The sequence below is a fragment of the Streptococcus bovimastitidis genome, assembly GCF_001885095.1.
GTDB classification, from domain to species: Bacteria; Bacillota; Bacilli; order Lactobacillales; family Streptococcaceae; genus Streptococcus; species Streptococcus bovimastitidis.
Genome location: NZ_LZDD01000002.1, coordinates 506,928 through 523,399, shown reverse-complemented (window position 1 = coordinate 523,399; position 16,472 = coordinate 506,928). Strand labels below are relative to the sequence as shown.

General features: G+C 35.1%; 15 protein-coding genes. All 15 read right to left on the bottom strand.

The window, feature by feature from the left end; genetic code table 11:
• Positions 1-291: 291 nt before the first annotated feature.
• The 15 genes from A9Q68_RS08280 to dnaN all read right to left on the bottom strand — a co-directional run bounded on the left by A9Q68_RS08280 (position 292) and on the right by dnaN (position 16,456).
• Positions 292-1,698: an APC family permease gene (locus tag A9Q68_RS08280; protein ID WP_071794234.1), complete on the bottom strand. Its 1,407-nt coding sequence runs from the start codon at positions 1,696-1,698 to the stop codon at positions 292-294.
• A gap of 99 nt (positions 1,699-1,797) precedes the next feature.
• Positions 1,798-3,774, bottom strand: coding sequence for an ATP-dependent zinc metalloprotease FtsH (gene ftsH, locus A9Q68_RS08275; RefSeq protein ID WP_071794233.1), 1,977 nt, complete (start codon positions 3,772-3,774; stop codon positions 1,798-1,800).
• Between the two features lie 21 nt (positions 3,775-3,795).
• A complete protein-coding gene (hpt, locus tag A9Q68_RS08270) occupies positions 3,796-4,338 on the bottom strand; it encodes a hypoxanthine phosphoribosyltransferase (RefSeq protein ID WP_071794232.1) in 543 nt (180 codons plus the stop codon).
• A 15-nt stretch (positions 4,339-4,353) separates the two neighbouring features.
• Entirely contained in the window at positions 4,354-5,625 is a 1,272-nt protein-coding gene (gene tilS / locus A9Q68_RS08265) for a tRNA lysidine(34) synthetase TilS (protein WP_071794231.1), read from the bottom strand.
• Entirely contained in the window at positions 5,622-6,908 is a 1,287-nt protein-coding gene (locus tag A9Q68_RS08260; RefSeq protein WP_071794230.1) for a serine hydrolase, read from the bottom strand. The genes tilS and A9Q68_RS08260 overlap by 4 nt, the downstream gene beginning before the upstream one ends.
• 17 nt (positions 6,909-6,925) lie before the next feature.
• The gene (locus A9Q68_RS11070; protein WP_276204048.1) at positions 6,926-7,045 is read right to left on the bottom strand and encodes an SP_0009 family protein; all 120 of its coding nucleotides are present in this window, start codon (positions 7,043-7,045) and stop codon (positions 6,926-6,928) included.
• Between the two features lies 1 nt (position 7,046).
• Positions 7,047-7,418 carry an FtsB family cell division protein gene (locus A9Q68_RS08255; RefSeq protein ID WP_071794229.1) on the bottom strand — a complete coding sequence of 124 codons (372 nt, stop codon included), beginning with the start codon at positions 7,416-7,418 and terminating at the stop codon, positions 7,047-7,049.
• Positions 7,405-7,677, bottom strand: a complete 273-nt coding sequence (locus tag A9Q68_RS08250; RefSeq protein WP_071794228.1) for an RNA-binding S4 domain-containing protein — start codon at positions 7,675-7,677, stop codon at positions 7,405-7,407. The genes A9Q68_RS08255 and A9Q68_RS08250 overlap by 14 nt, the downstream gene beginning before the upstream one ends.
• Positions 7,678-7,705: 28 nt before the next feature.
• Positions 7,706-9,217, bottom strand: a complete 1,512-nt coding sequence (locus tag A9Q68_RS08245; RefSeq protein ID WP_071794227.1) for an oligosaccharide flippase family protein — start codon at positions 9,215-9,217, stop codon at positions 7,706-7,708.
• Positions 9,180-12,680, bottom strand: a complete 3,501-nt coding sequence (mfd, locus tag A9Q68_RS08240; RefSeq protein ID WP_071794226.1) for a transcription-repair coupling factor — start codon at positions 12,678-12,680, stop codon at positions 9,180-9,182. The genes A9Q68_RS08245 and mfd overlap by 38 nt, the downstream gene beginning before the upstream one ends.
• 2 nt (positions 12,681-12,682) lie before the next feature.
• Complete coding sequence (gene pth, locus A9Q68_RS08235) at positions 12,683-13,252, bottom strand: aminoacyl-tRNA hydrolase (protein WP_071794225.1); 570 nt, start codon at positions 13,250-13,252, stop codon at positions 12,683-12,685.
• A 73-nt stretch (positions 13,253-13,325) separates the two neighbouring features.
• A complete protein-coding gene (ychF, locus tag A9Q68_RS08230; RefSeq protein WP_071794224.1) occupies positions 13,326-14,444 on the bottom strand; it encodes a redox-regulated ATPase YchF in 1,119 nt (372 codons plus the stop codon).
• Positions 14,445-14,524: 80 nt separating this feature from the next.
• Positions 14,525-14,929, bottom strand: a complete 405-nt coding sequence (locus tag A9Q68_RS08225; RefSeq protein WP_071794253.1) for a helix-turn-helix domain-containing protein — start codon at positions 14,927-14,929, stop codon at positions 14,525-14,527.
• A gap of 106 nt (positions 14,930-15,035) precedes the next feature.
• Positions 15,036-15,245 (bottom strand): DUF951 domain-containing protein, encoded by a 210-nt coding sequence (locus A9Q68_RS08220; protein WP_071794223.1) that lies wholly within the window; start codon positions 15,243-15,245, stop codon positions 15,036-15,038.
• Between the two features lie 74 nt (positions 15,246-15,319).
• Complete coding sequence (gene dnaN, locus A9Q68_RS08215; protein ID WP_071794222.1) at positions 15,320-16,456, bottom strand: DNA polymerase III subunit beta; 1,137 nt, start codon at positions 16,454-16,456, stop codon at positions 15,320-15,322.
• Positions 16,457-16,472: the final 16 nt, after the last annotated feature.

Sequence of the window (16,472 nt, the reverse complement as noted above, 5' to 3'; positions counted from 1 at the left end):
TTTTTTACTTCATTGACGGATAATATGCTTCTTAACATATCACCCTCACATTTGGTTTTTCTTGTCTTATTCAGTTCTCAAAGGTCTTGCCATCTCTTACGAGACAACTATTATATTCTATCAGGTCACTATGCCTTTGTCAATACTTTTTTTGACTTTTCTTTGGCATTTTTTATTGATATTCTGCCTTTTTGACAGCTTTATAAGTATACTCACTTTAGAATTGTTTGTCAATAGAATTCAACTTCTTTTTTAAAATTTATTTTCGATTAAAAAATTAAATGAAACTAATCAGTGATTAGTTTCATTTTTGCTTTCTTCTGAATTTCGGTAACCATAAATAAAGTAGATTAATGTACCTAATAGTGTTGATAGACCAAATGCAATCCAAGTGATTTTCATATACTGTGACATGAAGGAAGCACAGATTATGATTGCTAGGATCGGAAGTATTGGAACTAGTGGCGTTTTAAATTCACCATTTTTTGGAGCTCCATTTTTCTTACGTAGTACGATAATTGCAAACGACATTATTATCAAATATGCAAGTGTACAAATGTTAACAAATTCAGCAAGACTGTTTAAGGGTACCATTCCAGCACATACCATTGAAATGGCTCCAACTACAAGAGTTGCATTACGGGGAACAAAACTATTTTGAGTTACTTTGTGAAGCGATTTTGGAAGTAATCCGTCTCGACTAATCGTATATACAATTCTTGCTAATGCAAAAGTCATTGAAATACAAACCGTTATTAATGTCATAACTGCTACAATTGAGATGTAGTTCGCAGCCCAATCCATACCAACTGATCTTAAAGCAAAAGACACGGCGTCGGGAACGTTTAAATCTTTATAGTAAACTATTCCTGTCAGAATTGTTGTAACCACTATATATAAAATTGTTACAATGACTAGAGAAAGGGTTATTCCTCTTGGAATTGTCTTTTGGGGCTCTTGAACTTCATCAACTGTCATTGAAATAGACTCGAAACCTAAAAAAGCGAAGAACATTACTGATGCTCCAGCAAATATACCTGATTTACCACCATAAAACTGACCAAGGCCATAAGGTGCGAAAGGTGTCCAATTATTTGACTTAATAAAAAAGATACCTACAAGAATAAATAATGCTAATGCAGAAAACTTAAGGATTACTAGTAATGAATTAAATCGTAAAGCTGTTTTTGAATTCATTAAAACAATTGCCGTTACAATAAACATGACTAAAACTGGTAAAAGGTCTATATATGTTCCTTTATTCGGATTAAAAGTTCCATTTAATGCTGTTGGAATATGTATCCCAAAATTAGCTAAAAGTCCTTTTAAGTAACTTCCCCAGCCAACAGCCACACTAGAAATAGCTGTCAGAAATTCCATGATAATGTACCAACCTACTATCCAAGCTGGAAATTCACCTAAAGTAGCATATACATAGCTATATGCTCCTCCATTTGCTGGTATTCGAGATGAAAATTCAGCATAAAATAGTGCTAATATTGCTACAGCTGCTGCTGACAAAATAATTGAAATTGTTAAAGCAGGTCCAGCATATTGAGCAGCACCTATACCAGTAATCGTAAAGATACCCGTACCCACCATTGAGCCAAGACCTAAAAAGACTAAATCTTGAACTTTCAAATGACGTCTCATTTCAGTTTTTTTACTACTGTTATTTTTTATCCGAAATAAATCCATAATCAACTTTCTAGTATATAAATATTAAATAGTTTAACACAGATACTGATAGCTGTAAATATTCAAAAAATCCAGAGATAATTAATCTCTGGATCCTTTTTATTTTTCGTCTTCTTCAACCAATTTTTCTTTAATTTCTTCATATGATAATGCATGAACATCTTCATTTTCAGAGTCGGGATTTTCAGGCATTTTACCTGTTTCAAAAATTGATTTAATTTGTGCAGCATCCAATGTTTCGTATTTCAATAGAGCTTCAGCAATTAACTTATGTGTTTCTCTATTTTCATTGATAATATCAGCTGCCTTATTACGAGCCTCATTTAGTAAAGCTCTAACCTCTTCGTCAATCATTTGTGCTGTTTGAGCAGAATATGATTTCTCTGGAGAGATTTGACCTGGCATCATCGCATGATTACCTTCATATTGAACAGGTCCAAGTTTTTCACTCATACCATATTCCGTAATCATCGCTCTAGCCATTTGAGTGGCTTGTTCAAAGTCATTTGAAGCCCCTGTTGTTTGAGCATTAAAGATAATCTCTTCAGCAACACGTCCACCCATAAGACCTGCAAGTTGTTCTTTCAAATCATCCTTAGAAAGTAACATCTGGTCTTCTTTAGGAAGGGCAATCATATAACCACCCGCACGACCACGAGGAACAATAGTAACTTTATGAACAACACGCGCATTTGATAAGATTAAACCTACAATTGTGTGACCAGCTTCATGATAGGCAACCATTTCACGTTCACGTTTTGAAATTGTTCTATCTTTCTTAGATGGACCTGCAATGACTCTATCTTCTGCTTCGTCAATATCACTAGCATCAATCTTAGCTTTGTTTCTTCGAGCCGCTACTAAAGCTGCTTCGTTTAATACATTTTCAAGATCTGCCCCAACAAATCCCGGAGTTTGTTGAGCCACTACTTTCAAGTTTACATCATCTGCCAAAGGCTTATTCTTAGCATGAACTTTTAAAATAGCTTCACGGCCTTTAACGTCAGGACGACCAACCAGAACCTTACGGTCAAAACGACCTGGTCTAAGTAAAGCGGGGTCTAGAACATCACTACGGTTAGTTGCTGCAATAACAATGATACTTTCATTCCCTTCAAAACCATCCATCTCAATTAAGAGTTGGTTCAAAGTTTGTTCCCGTTCATCGTTACCGCCACCCATACCAGCGCCACGTCGTCTACCAACAGCATCAATTTCATCAATAAAGATGATAGCACGTTCAGCTTTTTTAGCATCTTCGAAGAGTGAACGGACACGGCTTGCACCTACACCGACGAACATTTCAACAAAGTCAGAACCTGAGATACTAAAGAATGGAACACCGGCTTCACCAGCAACGGCTTTTGCAAGTAATGTTTTACCTGTTCCTGGAGGGCCCTCTAATAAGACACCTGAGGGAATACGTGCACCCAAAGCTTTATATTTTTTAGGATTTTTAAGGAAATCAACAACTTCAACAAGTTCTTGTTTTTCTTCTTCTGCACCAGCAACATCTGTAAAGCGAACTTTGACATCACCTTTACTTTGAGATTTAGCTTTATTTTTACCAAAACTCATGGCACCACGTGCACCGCCACCACCTTGATTCATCATCATCATCATGAACCCAGCGAAGATAATGATAGGTAAGAAGCTCATTAAGAAAGAAACCCAAGCACCACTAGAACTTTCCTGTTTTACAGTAATCGTAGTTCCATTTTTATCTGCTGCGGAGGTAATTTCCTTTAATGTGGAATCAGTAGGTAAAGCTAAGGCAGTAAACTCTGACACCTTATTTGAAGAACCTGTACCAAAGAATGATAAGTTTTGATCAAGTTCAGATTTTTGTGGTTTCTCATATTTTCCTTTAACTTCAATGATACTTCCACTAGGCTGGTAGGATATTGATTTAACGTCCCCAGCTTTAATTTGTTTGATTAGTTTAGAATAACTAATCTGTTGGCTTTGTGTACTTGTCCCTCTTAAATAATATTGAAATCCTGTAATAACAAGAACAATAACAATAATATAGACAAATGAATTTTTTACAAAACCATTATTTTTATTATTTTTCATAAAGTAACAACTAACCTTTTTCTATTTAGAATAGACTTCTTCCTTTAATACTCCTACATAGGGAAGATTACGATAATTTTCAGCGTAATCTAAACCAAAACCAACAATAAATTCGTTTGGCACATCATAACAAACATAGTCTGCTTCAATATCAACCACACGACCTTCAGGTTTATCAAATAGAGTAGCAATTTTAACAGAGTTTGCCTTACGGTATTTAAACATATCTCTTAAATAGAGTAAAGTACGACCAGTATCGATAATATCCTCTACAAAAATAATGTCCCGACCTTCAATATTTGTATCAACATCTTTTAAAATTTTAACTTCGCCACTACTTGTTGTACCACCATGATAACTTGAAACGACCATAAAATCAATTTCCACGTGTGTATCAATGTGTTTCATCAATTCTGACATAAAAGGTACTGAACCTTTCAAAACACCAACCATTAAAGGATTTTTACCTTGATAATCCTTAGTCAGCTGTTCGCCTAGTTCTTTAGTTTTTAAAATGATATCTTCTTCAGAATAAAGAACTTTTTTAATATCTTGCTCAAGCATGCTGTCACCTTTTCTTCATTTTTCAATATAGAGTTTAGCCTTTATTATATCACTATTTAGCGCTTTTCTCAAATAAGTTTGACCTGCCACTAGGACAAAAATCACCTGGTTTTCTTGAACCCCAACAATAGCTTCTTCTCTTTCTTTTATGGAAAATTTCTCATCAATGAAAAGTCTTCTGAGTTTCTTACTAAAAGACCCAAAATCAATTTTATCCCCTGGCTGCCGCTTTCGCAGCGTGATAGGTTCTAAACTGAAGAGTGGAATAATGAATTCACCAGACCTATCAGCTTTCTCGTCAGAAAAAGTAAACTTAAAAGGTGGGAAAGAAATACTAGAGTCATATTCTAACAAAAGCTCTTGGAAATTGGACTCCGTCTCAGGGCTGATTTTTGCAATAAAAAATAGGCTATCTGTTAAAATCAGCTCATATCCCTGTTTAAGAGGAAAATGACCTTCTTTTTTATGACTAAGAATATGCAATAACTCCTGAAATTGCTTGCGAGAAAGCTGTAAATTTGGAAAAGCAGTCAGGTATTTTTGCAATAAATAAAACTGAACAGCATCCGTTTGAGCTGAAAAAACAGACCTATCCTGAAAATCCAAGCTTGTTGTTAAATCAGATAAGGCTTCTAAGAGCAATGTGGATTCTTGCGAAAGAGACAGTAGGGACTCACTAAATCTAGGATTCTCGCTTTCCAATAGAGGTAAGTAATGGTTGCGGATGCGATTCCTAAAGAAATCCTGACCTGCATTACTAGCATCTTCAAAGTGGAAAATAGCTGGCAAATCCTCTTTCCTTAGAGTTAAGAAAGGCCGAATCACTTGCCCTTCAGTAATCGTTTGAACCTCTTTTATTCCAGACAAATATCGTAAAAGACTTCCCCTTACCAAACGCATCATAATGGTTTCAATTTGATCATCCACATGATGGGCCGTCACCAAAGCCGTATAGCTCTCTTCAAACATGACCTTTTTAAAAAAGTCATAACGAAAAGCACGCGCCTTTTCCTCTGAGAAAGCACCCGTAAAGTGACTAATATAGATTGGAATCTTATTTTCCTGAGCCCAAGACTTTAAATAGGTCTCCTCTAAATCAGATTCTTGACGCTGTTTGTGATTGATATGGGCAATAGCAATCTCAATTTCTAGTTGCTCCTTATATAAATGCAAAAAGTGCAGTAAATTCATTGAATCTACTCCACCTGAAACAGCTATCAGAACCTTGTCATGGTTTTTAAAAAAGTTTTTTTGAACACAATAGTCATAAATTTTTGAATAGGTCATTTTAATATCGAATACACATCGTCCGCAATTTTAGTAATATCGTCATAAGACGCTTTATCAGTAAAAATAGAAATAATAAAAGGTGAATCACCATAAACAATAGCAACATCATGCTTATAATCGTAAGCATCACCGATTTTATGAGCAACAGGCACGTCAATATTTTTGGAAATTCTTTTATTATCAAAATCAGTCTTAGACAGGTAAGAAATGATATCTCCCTTTTGATAATAAATGGACTCCATAACATTAGCTGCTGCTCGAGAAGACATCATGCGTTTCTCCATATTCCATGAAATACCTGACACCGCATTAATTTGTGAATAGAAATTTTGATCATACTTATTAGCAAGGTAATACCCTAAAATATTAGTTGCCACATTATCAGAATGTTGGGCGATGGCCTTTAATAATTCAGAAACAGAATACTCTTTATTGTCAGCAGTTTTAGCAATTTCCCCGCTACCAGATGGGTCATAATCACCCTCAAAATGATTAACATCTTTCACATATTTCAATTTTTTATCAGGACTTACTTGACCATTGCTAATCTGATTTTGAACAAAATACAAGGTAGCCAACTTAGCAATACTAGCAGAATACATCATCTTATCAGCATTGATTCCGGCACTAGCTTGCGTATCAAGTTGCTTGACATAAATAGAATAGTTGCCTTTATTATATTTTTGACTTAAAACTTGTTGCACTTTAACCATGCGGTTATCAGCGAGTGATAATTCCTTGTCAGAAATCCAGCCCTTACCATTAATCCGATAATAGAGACCTTGTTGCGTTTGAACTAATTGATCAGCATGGACCTTGGTAAAAGCTTTTAAATCCGTTTTAAGGGAGTCAACACCCTTCACATAAGGTTCTTTATAGACAGTGAAATTTTCTGGTAACCAAAAGGTTTTATCCACAGCAACTTCTTCTATAGTCGCATCATCATAAATGATTTGTCGATTAGCCTCAATGTAAGTGCCATCTGATAATTTGAAAACAGGAATATTTTCTTGATTTAAGACCAAATCCTCAATCGCAAAATTAGCATTAGGCTCTAAAACTTTAGCAAAAATACTTAACTCAGGATCTGAGTAAGTATTGCTTTCATAATAGAGATTTGGATTACTAGGAATAGACTTGTAGTAGAGGGAATTCGTAATGACATTTTCCGTCAGAGGATGGATTTTAGCATTTGAAAATGAAGTCTCTTTTTCAGTACTAATAACCGGTAAAGGAGACACAAAAAAGACCATCATCATTAAAACGAATAGCTTTTTCATCATGTCTCCTTTCTTTTTTAAATATTCTTTTGAGGGTCTAATTCTTCCTTCAATGCTTGATTCTTAGTTTTTAATTCATCCAACTTTTCTTCAGAAAAAGCTAGAAAAGTTTCCACTTTTTTGACAATATCATCCATCTTATTTGGGTAACAAACCTGGAATTGGGTAAACAACTTCACCTTCTTGGGTTAAATAGTATTTTGCACGTGCATATTTTACAACATAGTCCGTATTTTTAAGTTGTTTGGCTAATTTTTTCTCAGCCTCAGTACTTTTATCCAGTGCTTTGTATTCTTTCTTTAGTGTTGTTACTTGTTTATTTTGTTCTTGTAAAGACACATAACTTTTTACCAAATTATAGGTTGGTAGAATGAAAAGAAACATCATGACAACCAAAATCCAGCCCATAAAACGATTCCGTTTTTGACTTTCTTCTTCTTCAAAACGCTTTTTTTGATTCTCATTTTTAATGTATTTATTGTTTAACTGAACAATACTAGGCTTCTTCATCGCTTTCAATCCTTGTTTCTTTGATAATCTCATACATTTTTAGAGCATCTTCTTTTTTGGTGCTGTCTTTCATTTCCAAGACTTTAACCGTCAGCAATTTATTACCGAAACGAATATCAATCACATCATTTAATTTTAAATCAGTGGAACTCTTGGCCAAAACACCATTAACTTTTATGCGCCCTTTATCAGCAACTTCTTTAGCTACAGGTCTCCTTTTAATAATACGTGAAACCTTTAAATATTTATCTAATCTCATGATTTACCTCACAGTCCATTTTATTCTATCATTTTTCTTTGGCAAATGGTAGGTAAGACCATAATTTCTTGTCGAAGACAGCAAGCCTCTTAACCAAGAAGATAAAGGTGATTAAACCAACTAAACTCGCAAGAATCACCTCAGCAAAGTTTTCAAGACGCGTCTCATTTGGCAAAAGTCGCTGCGCTATAAAGATACTTCCAAGCATCAAAAGAAGACTCAACCAATATCTGACATTGCGCAAAACACTAAGACGAACATCAGAACTAAAAGCATAGAGCACTAAGACTATCAATAAAGGAATAATGGTCGAAATAGAGGCTCCCAAAATACCATAAAGACTGGTCAGAAAAGGCGTCAACAGAAATTTCAAAAGCAAGCCAATTGATAAAAATAGAAAAGATTTTTTCTGTCTGTTTTCAATAAATAATTTCTGATGGAAAAACTGAATTAAACTCGATAAGAGAATAACTACCATAAAAACTTCTAAACTCAACCAGCCTTTATTATCCTCAAATAATGTCCTATTCATAGCCGCTAAAATCATGGTAAAGCCCATCAAAATCGTCATATTAAGATAAAAGATAAAATCAAAGAAAGACTGACTTTCACTCAAGTAATTTTTCTTATCTTTTAAGTAATCCTGAGATAGCTTAGGTAAAAAGCTAGTAAAGAAGGCCGTTGAAAAAATCAAACCAAATTGAATCAAGGGTTGTCCCCGATCAAAAATTCCCTTACTGGCCTCAGCCAAAGTATTTGAATAGCCAGCCGCAACTAAAGACTGCTTGACAAAAAGAGCATCGACAAATTGAAAAAGCAAAAGATAAACCGTATAGAAAATGAAAATCAAACTGGCAATTCCAATTTTAGGGCTCATTGAGAGTTTATTATGATGTTTCTTTAGGAGAATAGCTAAGCCTTTAGGATTTTGCCAAAAGAAATAAAGAAGTACCAATAAACTAGCTAGTAAATTGCCAGAGGCTGCCACATTAGCTGTATGATAGACTGACCAATCAAAGAGGCGATAAGAAATAGCTGCCACAATAATGATCAACACACGAATAACCTGTTCCATCACCTGACTAATAGCTGTTGGTAGCATATTGAGATTTGCTTGAGCAAGTCCTCGGTAAAAAGAAGTCACAGGAACTGTTAGTAAAACCAAAGCTGTCAGGGTAATACTAGGTGCAAATTGTGCAGAACCAATAAGTAATGCTAAAGGTTTAGCAAACAGAATCAAAAGAGCAGATAGGATTAAAGATAAGAAAAATTGAAAACGGAAGAGACTTTGTAAATCTTCACTTTCATTTTTTTGAAAAATACTTGAGACGACATTTGGCAATGCTGTCAAACTCAAAGCACTAATAATAGCTAACAAGGGATAAACCTGTTGATAAGCATAAAATCCCCTATCCCCAACCAAGTTTTGATAAGGAATCCGATAAATAGCTGCTAATATTTTGGAAATAAGACCACTTAAGCTAATGATTAAACTGGACTTATTAACTTGATTTTCGAGCTTTTCTGTCTTTAATTTCACGCAGCATCTCCCCAAATAGCATTAATTCTTCTAAAATTTCATAATCTTTTTTCTGTATAACATCAAAAATAATATCAATTTTACCACTATTTTCACTAATTTTAGCTTTCAAGCTAGTTTTTGACAAGGCTTCAAAATAATCTTGCGTTAGGTAATGCGTTAAGGACACTTTTTCAAAGCGGACAATAACTTGATTGTCACGTCTTTCAAGAAGCTCTGCAAAAGCACTATCCATATAGGATTTAAGTAGTCCGATTTCCAGTAAATAAGCCACCTGATCTGGATATTCTCCAAAACGGTCCATTATCTCATCTTGTAAGGCTAGATAATCTTCTTTACTGTCAATTTCCCGGATACGCTTGTAAATTTCGATTTTTTGACGCTCGTCATTGAGGTACTCCTGAGGTAGATAGGCATCAATCTGAAGATTAATTTCCGCATTTCCTTTTTGACGCACCTTAACCTTGCCCTGACGGTTAGCAATGGCATCCTCTAGCATTTGAGAATACATTTCAAAACCAACAGAATCAATGAAACCACTTTGGGAAGCTCCTAATATATTACCTGCACCACGAATAGCTAAGTCACGCATGGCAATTTTAAAACCAGATCCCAATTCTGTAAAGCCTTTAATAGCTTCCAAACGTTTTTCTGAAATCTCTGACAGAACCTTATCTGGACGATACATCAAGTAGGCATAGGCAATCCGATTGGAACGACCAACCCGTCCCCGCAATTGATAAAGGGTCGACAGACCCATATGATCCGCATTTTCAACAAATAAGGTATTCACATTAGAAATATCGACACCCGTTTCAATAATCGTTGTCGCCACGAGGACATCATAATCCCCATTAATAAAATCAATAAGTGTATTTTCCAGTTGAATTTCACTCATTTGCCCATGAACAAAACCAATAGAGGCTTCAGGAACTAATTCCTGTAATTGCGAAACCTTTTTATCAATAGTGTCCACTTTATTATAAACATAGAAGACCTGACCACCACGATCCATCTCACGAATAATCGCTTCTCGTACCAATCCAGGATTTATTTCCATAACATAGGTTTGAACTGGATATCGGTTTGTTGGAGGTGTCTCAATAACTGACAAATCACGAATCCCTAACATAGACATATGCAAGGTTCTTGGAATTGGCGTTGCAGTTAAGGTCAGAACATCAACTTTGGTTTTTAATTCCTTTAATTTTTCCTTGTGTTTTACCCCAAAGCGTTGCTCTTCATCAATGACAATCAAACCTAAATCAGAAAATTGCACATCTTTTGATAATAAACGGTGTGTACCGATAATAATATCGACCTGTCCCTTAGCTAATTTTTCTAAAGTAGCTGTCTGCTCTTTTTTACTTCGAAAACGACTGAGAACATCAACTTCAACAGGATAATTTTCAAACCGTTCTCGGAAATTTTCATAATGCTGTTGGGCCAAAACAGTGGTTGGCACTAAAATAGCAACTTGTTTATGGTCCTTAACCGCTTTAAAGGCAGCCCTCATAGCAACTTCAGTTTTCCCAAAACCAACATCACCCACTAAAAGACGATCCATAGGTTGTTGACTTTCCATGTCAGACTTAATTTCCTTAATGGAACGTAATTGGTCATCTGTTTCAACAAAGGGAAAATCATCATCAAAGGAAGTTTGTAAGTCATCATCAGGTGAAAATTGGAAACCTTTTAACTGACTTCTTTCAGCATATAATTTTAATAAGTCATCGGCAATATCTTCAACTTGTTTGGAAACCTTTTGTTTGGTTTTCTGGAAACGACCATCATTTAACTTATTAATCTTTGGTTCTTTACCATCAGCAGAAACATATTTAGACAAACTTTCAATTTGTTCTACCGGTAAAGAAATAGTATCCGCATTTTGATATTGAATGGTCACATAATCTCTATGGACACCTTGAATTTGAATGGTTTCAATACCAATAAAGCGACCAATCCCATGGACATTATGGACAACATAGTCCCCCTTTGCCAGTTCATTATAATTTTTTAAACGTTCAGCATTGGAAATATTTGATTTACGCACACGACGTTTGATTTTCTTATGGTAAATCTCATGTTCTGTAATATAGGCAATTTTTTCATCAGCAAAATAAAAGCCATTTGCTAATTGTCCAATAATAATTTGCGCTTTCTGGGCTTGAATAGCATCTGCCTTAACAAGCGGTAAGCTTAAATGATACTCTTCTAAATTTTTTAACAAACGTTCATAGGCATGTTGAGATTCAACCTGGACTAAAACAGTTGCTTTAGATTTTTGATAACGATTAATCTCATCAATCAGCAAAGGAAATTGATTGAAAAACTCCTGCATAGCATATTGTGTTAATTGATGGAGCTGATCAAATTTAATATTTCCTAAACCTTTATGGAAATTTGAAAAGAAAGTAGCTGGCTTATAATTGCGCACTTCACGATAGCTATCAGCAAAATAGTGTAAAGAAGAGACAGCTTTTCCCTGATGCAAATCCTCAGTTAAGAGATTTGCGACTTCCAAATCAAAACTGGCATTTTTATCCATAATTTTCTGAAAATCATCGAAAAAGACAGGAGTCCCTTTAGGAATATAATCCAGAAGAGTCCAATCCTTAGCATAAAAAAGAGATAAAAACTTACCAATATCTTTATGGCGATAACCCTCTCTAAAAACAGAGATTACCTCTTGCAAATAGGATTTTGCTTCTGGACTTGCTAAATGCATAGCCGATTCTAAATGAGTTATCGCGCGTGCAAAATCATCTTTCTCCAAAATCATTTCACTAGCAGGACTGATCACAACTTGCTCTAAACTATCAATCGATTTCTGACTTTCGCTATCAAATCTGCGGATGCCATCAACCTCATCACCAAAAAACTCCAAACGATAAGGATTTTCCTGACGTACTTCATAGATATCAAGGATATCACCACGACGGCTATATTCCCCAGGATTCATAACCTGACCAACTTTTTGATAACCAACCTGAGCCAGATTTTTAACCAAATCATCCAGATTATAGTCCTGGCCCACAGCAAAGTGATAGTTATACTTCTGAAAAACCGCTGGATTGGGCAAAAGAACCTTGAGACCAATAATACTGGTTAGAAGTATCCCTTTTTCTTCTTTATTGCTTAAAAATTGCAGAGCTTCGACCCTGGATAGAGATTTGTCTAAAGACGAAAAAATAAATTCTGCCGCCGCAACATCATCAGCAAAAAATTGATAAATGGTCTCCTCACCAAGCAAAGCAGCTAAGTCTGAGGATAATTTTTCCAATTCATTTTGATTTGACGTTACAATAATGATTTTATCGTCTTGATAAATATAATTTGCTGCGATAGCCAAGGCTTTACTTGAACCAGACAGGCCCATAACCAATTGACGGCCTAAAGTGGCAGTCCCTGACATCCAGCTTTGAAGACTCTTATTACGACTAACTAATTCTAATAAATCCATATTTACCCATTATATTTTTGCATGGTCTTTTCAAAGTTATTTTCCTGCAAATAAAAGTTTACAGCATCAACAACTTTTTCAAGGGTTAAATCAATAGTGATAGCATCATCTTTTTCAAATTTGCCTAAAACATGATTGACAACAGTTACGCCAGGACGTGGTCTGCCAATACCAATTTTGATACGGTCGAATTCTTGTGTTCCAATATGAGCAATAATGGATTTAATCCCATTATGACCACCAGCAGAACCTTTCTGACGAAAACGAATTTTTCCCACTTCCATATCTAAATCATCATAAATGACAATCATATCTGAAATATCAATATTGTAGTAGGTTAAAAGGGCCCTTACAGCTAGACCACTATTATTCATAAAAGTAGTTGGTTTTACAAAATAGACTTTTTCCTGATTGATAAAAGACCAACCCACTAAAGCCTTAAAGTTCTTATCTTCAGTAAAGGAAATGTTTAAATCCTTAACTAACTGATCAATGGCCATAAAGCCAATATTATGTTTTGTATTGTCATATTTAGAACCAGGATTTCCTAGTCCAACAATCATTTTTACCATGACGACTCACTTTCTGTAAAAGCCAAAAGGGTTGGAATTAACTTCCAACCTTCTGACCTATTTCTATTTTTGCTTAAACGTTAAATCTAAATTCCATAATGTCGCCATCTTGAACGACATATTCTTTACCTTCTTCGCGAAGACGACCAGCTTCTTTAACAGCTTTTTCACTACCATACTTAATCAAATCATCGTAGCTCATGGTTACAGCACGAATAAATCCTCTTTCAAAGTCTGAGTGAATAATCCCTGCAGCTTGAGGAGCTTTAATGCCACGTTTGAAAGTCCAAGCACGTACTTCTTTTTCACCGGCAGTGAAATAAGTACCGAGTCCTAATAAATGATAAGCGGCGCGTGTTAATTTATCCACACCTGATTCCGTTAAACCAATAGCTTCTAAAAATTCTGCCTTGTCTTCTTCATCATCTAATTCTGAAATTTCTTCTTCAGCACGTGCAGAAATAACAACAACTTCCGCATTTTCAGTTTCTGCAAAAGCACGAATTTGTTTAACATAGTCAATATCATCAGGATCCGCAACACGGTCTTCATCAACATTGGCAACATAAAGAACAGGTTTAGTAGTTAGTAAGAAAAGTCCCTTAACTACTTTTGCTTCTTCTTCAGTAAAATCAATCGTTCGAGCTGATTTACCATCTTCTAAAACAGGTTTGATTTTTTGGAGAACATTAAACTCCGCAACAGATTCTTTGTCTTTCTGTGTACGCGCCATTTTTTCCACACGCGCAAAACGTTTGTTAATAGAATCTAAGTCAGCTAAAATCAATTCCAAGTTGATGGTATCAATATCAGCCATAGGATCAACAAAGGCATCATCACGGCCTTGTTCACGCATAACATTTTCATCATCAAAAGCACGAACCACGTGAACAATCGCATCTACTTCACGAATATTAGCAAGAAATTTATTCCCTAAGCCCTCACCTTTTGAAGCTCCTTTAACAATCCCAGCAATATCTGTAAATTCAAAAGTTGTAGGAACTGTCTTTTTAGGAACAATCAATTCAGTCAATTTATTAAGACGTTCGTCTGGAACTTCAACCATCCCAACGTTAGGATCAATCGTCGCAAAAGGATAATTGGCAGCTTCTGCACCTGCTTTAGTAATTGCATTAAAAAGAGTTGATTTACCAACATTAGGTAAGCCAACGATACCAGCCGTTAAAGCCATAAGTTATAATTCTCCGTTCAAAATTTCAATCAATAACATTATAGCATAAACCAAAAGAAAAAAGCCTGTCTAGTGACAAGCTAAAATAAATTTATTATTAATTTTATAAACATAATGATAACTGGTGCATAAAAGATTAGCCACCAGTACTCAAGAATCAAATCTAAAAGGATTGATAGCCCATCCCGCTTCTCGTATTTTCCTGTCTCAGGATTTAGGACAAATTCACGATGTTTAAGCAAGTGTAAATTCTCATCTTCTTCATCATTTTGATCAGAATCCACCTTTCTACCTAAAACCAATTCATCTAAACTAACTTTTAAAACTTCAGCCAATTTGACCAAATTATCTAAATCCGGGGTAGCATCACCATTTTCCCACTTAGAAATAGATTGACGTGAAATAAAAAGTTGTTCTGCTAGAGCTTCTTGAGAAAGATTTCTTGCTTGGCGAAGAATTTTAAGTTGACTTGAAAGTTGAGTCATCATCTCACCTACTTTCTTTTTTCTTAATAATAATATCTTTGACGGCTTAAAACCAGCACTTTTGGTCGCAACTAAAGGTTGCAAAGACCTTCAAAAAAGCTACAAATTAAAGATTTTCCGGTTGCCCAATTATTTTTTTCATTTTCCGTTCAAAATCATGACGACTCATCATAACAATATGTTCACAATTTTGACATTGAATTTTGATATCAGCTCCCAAGCGTACAATTTTCCAAGAATTGGCTTTTTTTCCAGTTTCTTTAATCACACAAGCATGAGGCTTTTTCATTTCAACAATCGTTCCCAGTTGATACATGTGGACTCCTTATTCATTTTCATTACATACTATCATATCAAAAAAATAAGCCCATTTGGACTTATTTTTATAGATTAATTTGTTCTTACAGGTGTAATCAATTGGACGAATCCTTCTTGGTCATCACCAGGTGTCAAAGTAAATGGTCTAACTGGAGAAACAAAGCGAATTCTAACAGTTTCACTCTTAAGAGCTTTTAAGGCTTCAATCAAATATGTTGGATTAAAGGAAATCGTCAAATCACTACCAGCTTTTTCCACAGTTTCCAATTCTTCATTAACTTTCCCAACTTCTGGTGAGTTAACATGAGCAGTAATGCCATTTTCAGCAATTTCAAGTTTAACCGTACCATTTTGCGTTGCATTAGAAATCAAATGCGCACGTTCCATAGCATGACGAAGAGATTGTGTATTAAAGACAGCTTCAGTTTCAAATTGATTCATCAATAAACGATCGGTATCAGGATAATTTCCCTCTAAAAGTCGCGTGTAGAAAGAAATGTGTTCACTTCTAAACAGAATTTGACTTGGAGAGAAAAAGATTTCCACAGTTTCAATTTCATCCGTAAAAACTGAGGTAAATTCTCTTAAGGATCTACTTGGAATAACCACATCAAAGTCAGTTGCTGCCTTATCTAAAGTCAACAGGCGTTGGCTCATCCGATGGGAATCTGTAGCTACCGCTTTAAAATCTTTATGATCTTTCAAAGTCAAGTGCACACCAGTTAGAATTGGTCGACTTTCTTGAGTACTTGCAGCAAAAGCTGTTTCTGAAATAATCGATTTAAGAAGTTTTGTTTCTAAAACTAATGGGTTGTCTGTTGACACTTCTTGAAGGCGAGGATATTGTTCAACATCTTTCCCTTTCAATGTGATTTCTGATTTACCACTTGTTAAAACAACTTGATGTTGTTCAATCTCTTTAAAGTCTAGAGAAACATCTGGAAGACTAGAGATAATGTTAATAAAGAAGTTAGCTTCTAACAAGATTGCTCCTGTTGAAGAAATTAATAAACCAGCATTTTCATTTGAAACAGGGATAGTGTTCTCAATTGAGATTTGTCCATTAGATCCAGTTAAGGTAATATCAGAAGGATTAACTTGAATTTTAATAGTTGAAAGAACAGGAATAGCATTTTTACTGCTAATAGCTCTTTTAGTTGCATTTAATGCTTGGATAAAAAGGGAACGATTAATGGAAAATTGAATCATGAAAACTCCTTTATTT

Excerpts from the sequence above, each read along its gene's own strand:
- A9Q68_RS08280 (WP_071794234.1), bottom strand. The coding sequence starts at position 1,698 with ATGGATTTATTTCGGATAAAAAATAACAGTAGTAAAAAAACTGAAATG.
- ftsH (WP_071794233.1), bottom strand. The coding sequence starts at position 3,774 with ATGAAAAATAATAAAAATAATGGTTTTGTAAAAAATTCATTTGTCTAT.
- hpt (WP_071794232.1), bottom strand. The coding sequence starts at position 4,338 with ATGCTTGAGCAAGATATTAAAAAAGTTCTTTATTCTGAAGAAGATATC.
- tilS (WP_071794231.1), bottom strand. The coding sequence starts at position 5,625 with ATGACCTATTCAAAAATTTATGACTATTGTGTTCAAAAAAACTTTTTT.
- A9Q68_RS08260 (WP_071794230.1), bottom strand. The coding sequence starts at position 6,908 with ATGAAAAAGCTATTCGTTTTAATGATGATGGTCTTTTTTGTGTCTCCT.
- A9Q68_RS11070 (WP_276204048.1), bottom strand. The coding sequence starts at position 7,045 with ATGGATGATATTGTCAAAAAAGTGGAAACTTTTCTAGCTTTTTCTGAA.
- A9Q68_RS08255 (WP_071794229.1), bottom strand. The coding sequence starts at position 7,418 with ATGAAGAAGCCTAGTATTGTTCAGTTAAACAATAAATACATTAAAAAT.
- A9Q68_RS08250 (WP_071794228.1), bottom strand. The coding sequence starts at position 7,677 with ATGAGATTAGATAAATATTTAAAGGTTTCACGTATTATTAAAAGGAGA.
- mfd (WP_071794226.1), bottom strand. The coding sequence starts at position 12,680 with ATGGATTTATTAGAATTAGTTAGTCGTAATAAGAGTCTTCAAAGCTGG.
- pth (WP_071794225.1), bottom strand. The coding sequence starts at position 13,252 with ATGGTAAAAATGATTGTTGGACTAGGAAATCCTGGTTCTAAATATGAC.
- ychF (WP_071794224.1), bottom strand. The coding sequence starts at position 14,444 with ATGGCTTTAACGGCTGGTATCGTTGGCTTACCTAATGTTGGTAAATCA.
- A9Q68_RS08225 (WP_071794253.1), bottom strand. The coding sequence starts at position 14,929 with ATGACTCAACTTTCAAGTCAACTTAAAATTCTTCGCCAAGCAAGAAAT.
- A9Q68_RS08220 (WP_071794223.1), bottom strand. The coding sequence starts at position 15,245 with ATGTATCAACTGGGAACGATTGTTGAAATGAAAAAGCCTCATGCTTGT.
- dnaN (WP_071794222.1), bottom strand. The coding sequence starts at position 16,456 with ATGATTCAATTTTCCATTAATCGTTCCCTTTTTATCCAAGCATTAAAT.